Origin of the sequence: Micromonospora sp. M51, assembly GCF_018070305.1 — a bacterium.
In the GTDB taxonomy this organism is placed as follows: Bacteria; Actinomycetota; Actinomycetes; order Mycobacteriales; family Micromonosporaceae; genus Micromonospora; species Micromonospora parva.
The window spans coordinates 1-9,611 of record NZ_JAGPXZ010000165.1 but is presented as its reverse complement, the minus strand read 5'-3'; the positions used below and the strand labels follow the sequence as shown (position 1 = coordinate 9,611).

6 protein-coding genes are annotated in these 9,611 nt (G+C 69.5%); 2 read left to right on the top strand and 4 right to left on the bottom strand.

Going from position 1 to position 9,611, the window contains the following annotated elements; all coding sequences use genetic code 11:
* On the bottom strand, positions 1–1,195 hold a 1,195-nt coding region (locus KBX53_RS11795; protein WP_210859142.1), incomplete at its 3' end, for an OFA family MFS transporter.
* A 144-nt stretch (positions 1,196–1,339) separates the two neighbouring features.
* Positions 1,340–2,719 carry a glucose-6-phosphate dehydrogenase gene (gene zwf / locus KBX53_RS11790; RefSeq protein WP_210859141.1) on the bottom strand — a complete coding sequence of 460 codons (1,380 nt, stop codon included), beginning with the start codon at positions 2,717–2,719 and terminating at the stop codon, positions 1,340–1,342.
* A 212-nt stretch (positions 2,720–2,931) separates the two neighbouring features.
* On the opposite strand from zwf, the gene KBX53_RS11785 reads away from it, so the two are divergent.
* Positions 2,932–4,527, top strand: coding sequence for a beta-N-acetylhexosaminidase (locus KBX53_RS11785; protein WP_309140756.1), 1,596 nt, complete (start codon positions 2,932–2,934; stop codon positions 4,525–4,527).
* 146 nt (positions 4,528–4,673) lie between these two features.
* Positions 4,674–5,498: an alpha/beta hydrolase gene (locus KBX53_RS11780; RefSeq protein WP_309140755.1), complete on the top strand. Its 825-nt coding sequence runs from the start codon at positions 4,674–4,676 to the stop codon at positions 5,496–5,498.
* A gap of 64 nt (positions 5,499–5,562) precedes the next feature.
* On the opposite strand, the gene KBX53_RS11775 is transcribed toward KBX53_RS11780, so the two are convergent.
* Positions 5,563–8,832, bottom strand: a complete 3,270-nt coding sequence (locus KBX53_RS11775; RefSeq protein ID WP_247675481.1) for an NACHT domain-containing NTPase — start codon at positions 8,830–8,832, stop codon at positions 5,563–5,565.
* Between the two features lie 194 nt (positions 8,833–9,026).
* Complete coding sequence (locus KBX53_RS36300; RefSeq protein WP_309140757.1) at positions 9,027–9,593, bottom strand: hypothetical protein; 567 nt, start codon at positions 9,591–9,593, stop codon at positions 9,027–9,029.
* Positions 9,594–9,611: the final 18 nt, after the last annotated feature.

The window sequence follows — 9,611 nt, the reverse complement described above, 5'->3', positions numbered from 1 at the left end:
CCGCGATGCCCGCCGCCGACCAGGCGGTCAGCAGCCGCCCGTGGATCGCGCCGACCTGGAAGGTGCCGAACAGGTCACGCAGGTACGCCGGCACCGTCGCGAACCCACCGCCGTAGAACGACAGGATCACGCACGCCAACAGCACGAACAGCGCCGTCGAGGTCTGCCCGACGAGCGCCAGCAGCGCGTACAGCACCATGCCGACACCCAGGTACACCAGGTAGATGGGTTTGCGGCCGATGACGTCCGAGGTGGACGACCACACGAACCGGCCGGCCATGTTGAACAGCGACAGCAGGCCCACGAACCCGCCGGCCGCCGCGACGGTCACCGCCGAGGTGCCGTTGTCGCGGAAGAAGTCCTGGATCATCGGGCTGGCCTGTTCCAGGATTCCGATGCCGGCTGTCACGTTGCAGAACAGCACCACCCACAGCAGCCAGAACGAGCGGGTCTTCACCGCGTTGGCCGCCGACACGTTCGCCGTGGTGACCAGCGGCTTCGCCGCCACGCTCGCCGGGTCGAAACCGTCCGGACGCCAGTCCCGCGCCGGCACCCGCACGTTCGCCACCCCGAACATCATGATCACGAAGTAGCCCAGGCCGAGCGTCACGAACAGCCACACCAGGGCGCTGCCCGAGGCCGTCGACCCGGCGTTGGCCGGGTCGTAGCCGGCGTCGTAGAAGGACAGCAGTTGCCGGGACAGGGGAGAGGCGACCATCGCCCCACCACCGAACCCCATGATCGCCAGCCCGGTGGCCAGGCCCGGCCGGTCCGGGAACCACTTGATCAGGGTGGAGACGGGGGAGATGTAGCCGATGCCCAGGCCGATGCCGCCGAGCAACCCGTAGCCCAGATACAGCAACCACAGTTGCTTCGTGGCGATGCCCAGCGAACCCACCAGGAAACCCGCCGCCCAGAAACAGGCTGAGACGAACATGGCCTTGCGCGGCCCGTTCGCCTCCACCCAGGTCCCGGCGACGGCCGCGGACAACCCGAGCATCACGATCGCGATGCTGAAGATCACCCCGATCGCCGTCTGGCTGGTGTCGAAGTGGGCGATCAGGGAGTTCTTGTAGACGCTGGTGGCGTAGACCTGACCGATGCAGAGGTGGATGGCCAACGCCGCCGGGGGGATGAGCCAGCGGCTGTAGCCGGGCGGCGCGACGGTGTGCCGACGATCGAGTGCGGAAAGCATGCGCTGCTTCCTCTCGGTGAGGACGAGAAACGTCGCCCCCAACGTGCCCAGCGCACTCGTGAGCGGCAAACCTCACCGTCGCCGGACGGTCGCTCCGCTGAGCTGAGCGGTCAGTCAGCCACCCGCGCGCCGCGGCGTCGGCAGCTAGCGCAGGTCCGGGACATGCCAGCCGCCAGCCAGCGCGTCGGCGTCCGCCGGACCCCAGCTGCCCTTCTCGTACGACCGCACGGGCGTCGGCAGATCCAGGATCGGCTCGACGATGCGCCACTCCTGCTCGATCGTCTCGGCCCGCGCGAAGCGCAGGTGCTGCCCGTCCATGGCGTCGTCGAGCAGTCGCTCGTACGCCTCCTGGCGACGACCGAGAGCGGCGCCGAAGTCGACGGACAGGTCCACCGGTCGGCTCGCCACCTCGGCGCCCGGGCTCTTCGCCTGGATCGACATGGTGATGCCGTCACCGCGCCCCAGCCGGAAGCGCAGCAGGTTCGCCGCGGTCGCCGTGCCCCGCTCGGCCGGAATCAGCGAGCGCTGCGGCTGCTTGAACTCGACCACGACCTCCGTCGCCGTCCCCGGCAGGGACTTGCCGGTACGCAGGTAGAACGGCACACCCGCCCAGCGGGGCGAGTCGACGGTCAACCGGGTCGCCACGAACGTCTCGGTGTTGGAATCCGGGGCCACGCCCGGCTCGTCGCGGTAGCCGGCGTACTGCCCCCGGACGGTGGACTGCGGCGACAGCGGCGCGATCTGCCGCAGCACCGCGGCCTCCGCCTCCCGGAACGCCACGGTGTCCTCGCTGGCCGGCGCCTCCATCGCGATGAGCGCGACGACCTGCAGGATGTGGTTCTGCAGCACGTCCCGGGTCGCGCCCACCGTGTCATAGAAGCCGGCCCGACCCTGCGTGCCGAAACCCTCGGCGAGGGTGACCTGGATGTTGTCGATGTGCTCGTTGTTCCACAACGGCTCGAACAGCCGGTTGGCGAACCGGAAGGCGTAGAGCCCCTCGACGGCTTCCTTGCCGAGGTAGTGGTCGATACGGAACACCCGCTCCGGCGCGAAGGCCGCGCCCAGCGTGCGATCCAGCTCGCGGGAGGACTCCAGGTCACGCCCGAACGGCTTCTCCACGATCACCCGGCCCCGGTCGGCCAGACCCACGGCCGCCAGGCCCTCGACGACGGAGCCGAACACCGCCGGAGGGATCGCCAGGTAGAAGACCGGCCGCTCGGCGTCGCGCAGCCGCTCCGCCAGCCGCTCGTACGTCGCCGGGTCGGCGTAGTTGCCGGAGATCATCGAGAGGTTGTCCGCGAGCCGGTCGAAGGTCTCGTCGTCGATCTCGTCGTTGGCCTCGGTGACCGACTTGCGCGCCATGGTGACCAGTTGCTGATCATCCCAGGGGGAGCGGGCCACGCCGATCACCGGGACGTCGAGGCGGTCGCGCCGGGTCAACTCGTACAGCGCCGGGAACAGCTTCTTCGAGACGAGATCTCCCGTGACGCCGAACAGCACTACCGCGTCTGAGCGCATGTGCATGGCACTTCCATTCGATCATGTGCTTCTGATCTTCCGAACGGACAACGGCACGACCCGCCGCGGGAATTCCCCCGCGAGCGGCACACGTGAGGTCGGCGACAACGCTGTCTCGACACGCCCTTACCTTAAGGAAGGTTTACAGTACAGGCAGGGCGCCGGTAGCCTGCGATTCTAATCGACGAAGGTCGATCATGACGAGGCCTGGAGGTACCGTGCGTCGCCGACACACCACACGGCTGCTGGCCATAGCCGCACTCGCGCTCCCACTCACCCTGCCCGCCACACCCGCCCCCGCCGCGGCACCCACCACACCAGCCCGGCAGCTCAGCGACGTCATCCCCGCACCCGTCGAAACCCGACCCGACGCACACAACGCCTTCCGGATCACCCCGCTGACCGTCATCCGCACCACCCCCGGCTCCACCGCCGCCCGGCAGATCGGCCACCAACTCGCCACCACCCTGCGCCCCGCCACCGGCCACCCCCTGCCCGTCCTGCCCGTACGCTCCACCCCGCTACCCGAGATCGCCCTGCTCATCGAGGGCACCGACAACCGCATCGGCCAGCAGGGCTACCAACTCGACGTCACCCGCCGCGGCGTCACCATCCGCGCCAACACCCCCGCCGGCCTGTTCGCCGGCACCCAGACACTGCGCCAACTGCTCCCCGCCCAGATCGAGGCACCCGACCGGCAGCGCATCACCTGGACAGTCCCCGGCGGACGAATCATCGACTACCCACGCTTCGCCTACCGGGGTGCGATGCTCGACCTCGCCCGGCACTTCCACACAGTGGACGACATCACCGCCTACGTGGACCTGCTCAGCCAGTACAAAATCAACTACCTGCACCTGCACCTGACCGACGACCAGGGCTGGCGCATCCAGATCGACTCCTGGCCCCGCCTCACCACCGTCGGCGGCGGACCCGGCACCGGAGTCGACGGCGCCGGCCCCGGATACCTCACCAAGGCCGACTACCAGGCCGTCGTCGCCTACGCCGCCGCGCGACACATCACGATCATCCCCGAGATCGACATGCCCGGGCACACCAACGCCGCCCAGTCGACATACCCCGAACTCAACTGCGACGGCGTCGCGCCGCCCCCGCGCACCGACATGGCGGTCGGCTACAGCTCCCTGTGCATCAACGACGAACTCACCTACCGATTCGTCGAGGACGTCATCCGCGAGGTCGCCGCCATCACCCCCGGACCGTTCCTGCACATTGGCGGCGACGAAGCCCACGCGACCACCGACGAGGACTACCGCACCTTCATGAACCGGGTCCTGCCCCTGGTCGCCAAGTACGGCAAACGCGCCTCCGGATGGAACGAGATCACCCAGGCCGACCCGCCCACCGACGCTGTCGCCCAGTTCTGGGGCACCGGCACCACCAACGCCAGCCTCGCCGCGGCCGCCGCCCGCGGCAACAAAATCATCATGTCCCCGGCCAACAAGGCCTACCTGGACATGAAGTACGACGCCAACACCCGCCTCGGCCTGCGCTGGGCCGGCCTGATCGAGGTGTCCGACGCGTACGGCTGGGACCCCGCCACCCGGGTCACCGGCGTCGGCGAGAACGCCATCCTCGGCGTCGAGGCACCCCTGTGGTCCGAAACCCTGCGCACCCTCGACGACATCGAATACATGGCCTTCCCCCGCCTACCCGCGATCGCCGAACTCGGCTGGTCCACCTCCGCCAGCCACGACTGGGAATCGTTCCGAACCCGGCTGGGGGAGCAGGCACCCCGCTGGCGACTGCAACAGGTCGACTTCTACCCGTCCCCACAGGTGCCCTGGCGCTGAGCCGTACCGCGCCGCTGTTGGTGGGCACCGGCCGTTTCGGCCGGTGCCCACCAACGACCAGCGACCACAGACGGTGCCCAACACCGGGGTCCAGAGCCGGCCCCTCGACCTCGACGGCGCGCGGGCCGGCCACCGCCCATGAGACGGTGAAGCAGCCAACCACCGCCGACTCCAGCAAGGACCCCGCCATGAACCTGGCGTTCGACCAATCAGCGGACACTGGACCAGCGGTGGTGTGCCTACCGATGTTCAGCATGAGCCGCGCCGCCACGGCCGCCGCCCTCAGCCCCGCCCTCGCCGGCGCGGGCCTCCGCGAGATCTACCTGGACCTGCCCGGCCACGGAGACACCCCCGCACACTGCCCACCCACCTCCCAGGCGACGCTGGACACCGTCTGCGCCTGGCTCGACCAGCACCTCGACGCGCCAGCCCTGCTCGCCGGCAGCTCCTACGGCGCGTACCTGGCCGCCGGCATCGCCCGCCAACGACCCGACCTCGTCCGCGGCCTGCTCCTCGTCTGCCCCGGCGTCACCATCGCCCGCCACACCCGGACCCTGCCCGCCGACCCACCACTCGACGCACCCACCGGCTGGCTCGACGACGCCCCCGCCGCCCTGCACGAACACCTCGACGCCGCACTGGGCCACCGCACCCCGGCCGTCGTCGCGACGGTGCTGGCGGCACTGAACTCCGGCGGCCCCGGCGACCCGGCCTTCCAAGAGAAACTCCAGACCGGGCCCGGCTACGCGCTACCCGACGAGGAGGCCGACGTCGTCTTCGACGGCCCGGTCAGCGTGATCACCGGCCGGCAGGACCGCATCATCGGCTACGCCGACCAGTTCCGCGCCATGCGCCACTACCCGCGCGGCACCTACACCGTGATCGACACAGCCGGGCACTACCTGCCGTACGAACAACCCGCCCTGCTGCGATCGCTCACCCAGGACTGGCTGCACCGCACCCGAGACTGAGACGCGTCAGTGGGGGAGCGGACCCCGCCCACGAGGCCACGGGGTTCGCTCAGCCTCGGAACACTCAACCGACGCGTTTGATGCGCACCCCGTCCGGGGGCGCGGTATCGGCGAGCGTGACGCGTCGCGCGAGATGCACGGTCAGGCGTTTTCCGTGTAGCGGTGTCAGATCGAGTCCGGGCGCCGAGTCCCCGATCCAGAGGTTCTTGAGCGCTGGCAGACCGACGAGCGGAGCGAGGTCGAACACGTGTTCGCTGTTGCCGATGCTCAGCCAGCCCAGGTGAGGCAGCCCGGCCAAGGGGCTCAGATCGGTGACGGGCGTCCCGTCAATCACCAGCTCGGTCAGGGTGTCGATTGCGGCCAGCGGGGCCAGGTCAGACAGCCACGCGCAAGCGCTCAGCGCTAGATACGTAACTTTCAGCTGCCGGAGTTTCACCGCCAGCTCACGAACTCCACCAACAGGCCCCACATCGCTGTAGATCGCCAACTGCGTCAGCTTCTGCAGAGGATCGAGCATCGCCGGATCCCACAGCGAGGCTGGACTGAAATTCAGATATCTCAGCGTGTGGAGCTCAGCGAGATGACCTGCGCTGAGCTCCACACCATTCACAGTGAGCCATTCCAGCTGCCTCAAACAGGTGAGGGCGGTGAGGTCCTGGTGAGGTGCGAGGCCCCACAAGGACAGGTAGGCGAGTTTGCGCAATTTTCGCAGCGAGGAGAGGTTCAACAGTTGCTGATCGGCGCGCAACCATATGACCTCCAGCTCGAGGTGCCTGGCTAGCTGCCCAAGGTCGCCAACGATCCCTCTCGCGGTCAGGTGAACTTCGGTCAGGTGCGGCACAGCAGACAGCTGGGCCAGGTCCACCTTCTCGTCGCTGCGGATGACCGTCTTGGTGAGGTGGCGCAGCCGGGGCAGCGCGGGGAGCAGGGCTGCGCTGCGGATCGTCACCTCGCCACCCTCAAGAGGGGCGTCAGCGAGGACCCGGTCGGCGTAGTCGGCGGGGTCGAAGTACTCCCACGCCGTGATGAGCTGCTGCTGGACGCGAGGTCGCGGGTCGGTGCCGTAGCGGGCGAGGGTGGCGAGCGCATCGGGACCGTTGACCAGCGCCACAGCCCTGACCGTGGCGGCGGCCTGGGCCTCACTCAACGTGCTGAGATCCGCCGGCAGCTCGGCGAGCAGCGGTTCTCCCACGGCCGCCAGGGACCGGGCCTCGGCAACGGACCGGGGCAGCAGCTCACGCAGGTGGGAACGGATCCGGCCAAGGACTTCCGGCTCGACCGCTGGCGCGGTTTCCAGGCACGCCGCGGCGAGCAGCCGCAACCTTCGGGCCTGCTTCGGTCGCTCGTCGGCGAGCGCGAGCAGACCGGCGAGGAGCTGCCTGCGGACCGGCGCGTTGGCGTGACCGGCGGCCAGAATGATGGTTTCGCGCCAGGTGTCGAGATGGGCGTGCTCAAGGAGGGCACCGGTGTGCCCCTGGTCGGCGGCCTCCCGGGCAGCCAGGTATTCCTGAAAGGTGCGATGGACGAAGTCGATGCGGTCGGGCACCGGCTCACGCAGGACCCCACTGCGTTGGATCATGTGCTCGAGCACGGCGGCGACGGGGGCGGTGATGTGCCGGATCCCAGCCAACCGATGCGCGAAGCGCTGCGTCGCCTCGGCGCGGGTGAGCTCGGTGCGGCTGTTCTGGGTCATCCACCAGGCGACCTCCTGCAACAGCTGCGCCTGGTCGCGGCTGGTCAGTTCCGGCAGCGCGGTGGGAACTCCACGTTGGGAGTCGCGGCGGTGCAGCAGCATGTCGATGGCAGCCTGGTAGATGTCCATCCGGTTGCGGGGCAGGTTGCTGTCCCGGTCCAGGTTCAGCGCGCACAGCATCGCGCAGAGCAGCGGGCTGCCGGCGAGGTTCTGCAGGTGGGCGCTGCCGTCGAGCTGGGCGAGCAGCCGCTGTTCGTAGCCGGGCAGCAGATGGGGTTCGCAGGGCAGGTCGGCGGCGCGCCGGACGGCCTCGTGCCAGTGCCGGATCAGCGCCTTGACGTCGGCCGGCCCCATCCGCTCCAGAAACACCGAGGTGAAACCTTCGGTGTTCAGCCACCGGGCCGACGCGGCAGCCGGCCGGGAGGTGACCACCACCCGCAGGTCCGGGTAGGCGGACAGCAGGCCGTGCAGCCAGTCACGGACCGTCCGCCGTTGGCCCTCGGGCACCTCGTCGACGCCGTCGACCAACAGGATCGCCCCGGTGCCGAGTTGGCGGTGCACCCAGCCGGGAGGCATCAGCCCGGCGATCGTGGCGGCGATCAGGTCGAGGAACCGTTGCGGGGGAGGCAATGGCTGCGCGACGTGGTCCCGCAGCCGGATCAGGAACGGGGTACGCCCGTTCCAGGTGTCGAGTTCTCCGGTGAACCCGTGCCGGGCCGCGGTGACCGCGATCCACTGCATCAGAGTGGTCTTGCCGGAGCCGGCGTCACCACGCAGCAGGACCCGCGCCGCGTCGCCAAGGGCCTGCTCGGCCCGTACCGAAGCGCTGTCACCACCACCGCCGTCGGAGCGCAGCAGGCCGGGACCCCAGCGGAACCCACTGCGGCGCAGGCCACGGGTGGTGCCGCCGGTGACGGCCAGGCTGATGTACGCGATGCTCAACGGGGTACGCAACCGGTAGCGGTGCACGTCGACGCCGAACAGCTCCAGATGATCCAGCACGGTGAGCAGGTGGGCCAGGTACCGGGTCCGGAACTGGGCGTCATGACTGGTCCCGGTCGGGGCGTCCAGACTGGTCACCGGCAGCCGGGCCAGGACCTGGGTCAGGCTGTCGGCCACCGCGGACAGCCGTTCCAGGGTCTGCACGGTGGCGCGACCCTGGAACGGGGGGAGTTGCACCACCAACTGGGTCAGGCAGGTGCAGCACTCGTCGAGGACCCGTCCGTACAGGTGTGCTGCCGCCTCGCTCAGACCCGCCCGCGCGGGAACGTCGGGCAGTTGCCGGCGCAGTCGGGTGGCCATCAGTGCGGGGTCGACGTCGTCGGCGAACACCGCGGCGTCGGACAGGTCCGCGTCGCGCAGCGTGTCGGCCACCGCGTTCAGGGCGGCGGCGATCTCGTTGTCGGGCAGCGCCGGCTCCCGGCGGCGAACCAGTGGCTGCAGGCGTTCGTAGACGGTGTCGACGATGTCGTCCAACCGCCGGCCCGCCCGGCGCAGGCCGAGGTCATCGGTGATCCCGGAGCCGATCAGCTCGATGAGCGGCGTCTCACGTTCCCGGCGTTCCCGGCGGCGTCCCAGCCACCGTTTCACTGCCGGTGTCACCACCGAGCCGGCCAGGCGCAGCAACGCCGTCTCGACCATCCCCACGCCGCGTCTCCTCCTGGTCTGCTGTGAGGTCTGACTGGTGCGCGTGCCAACAGTTCACGAGACAGCGACCACTGATGACGCTACGTCGTGCGGGGATTCATGGCTGTCCCCTGTCCAGCCGTTCCCACCGCGATTCGATAATGCACATTATGTAAAGTACCGTTATCTGACGGTCCCCTCGGCAGTGGTCACTCGCGGGTCAGTCCGGGCGGGCACGCGTCCTCGTCCAGGCTGACGGGGCGCGCGGCGACCAGCGGATTGCGCTGCAGGCGGGCAACCACAGCGGCGCTGGCGCCGAAGTCGGTCCAGGTGTCGTCCCACAGCGCGGAGACGAGCCAGGAGCGATCCGCCGGAAAAAACAGATCCGGCAGCGGGCCATCGCCGCGCATGTGACCGACCCTCCAGGTCAGTGCCTGTTCAGGTCCGGCTTCGACCAGCACGTACGGATAGTCCGAGTAGAGCGACACCCTCGGGGCGCGCGGGAAGACGACGTCGTGGGCGCCGGTGTCGAGGTAGCCCAGCCACCAGGGTTGGTCCGGGGTGCACGCGACCAACTCGTCCACCACGGCACGTTCGTGGGCGGCGAAACCGACGCCGTCGGGCGGATGGAACGTGGCGTACGCGTCGAACACCGGCGGGATCGCGGCGGTGATCGAGAGGCCCTGCGTGGTCTGCCCGGCGAACCAGGCGACGTCGCCGGCGGTGCCGATCCGCCAGCGGCGCCCGTCCTTGTCGACCTCTTTGAGTGGCGTCACGGTCGATGCGTCCGCGCC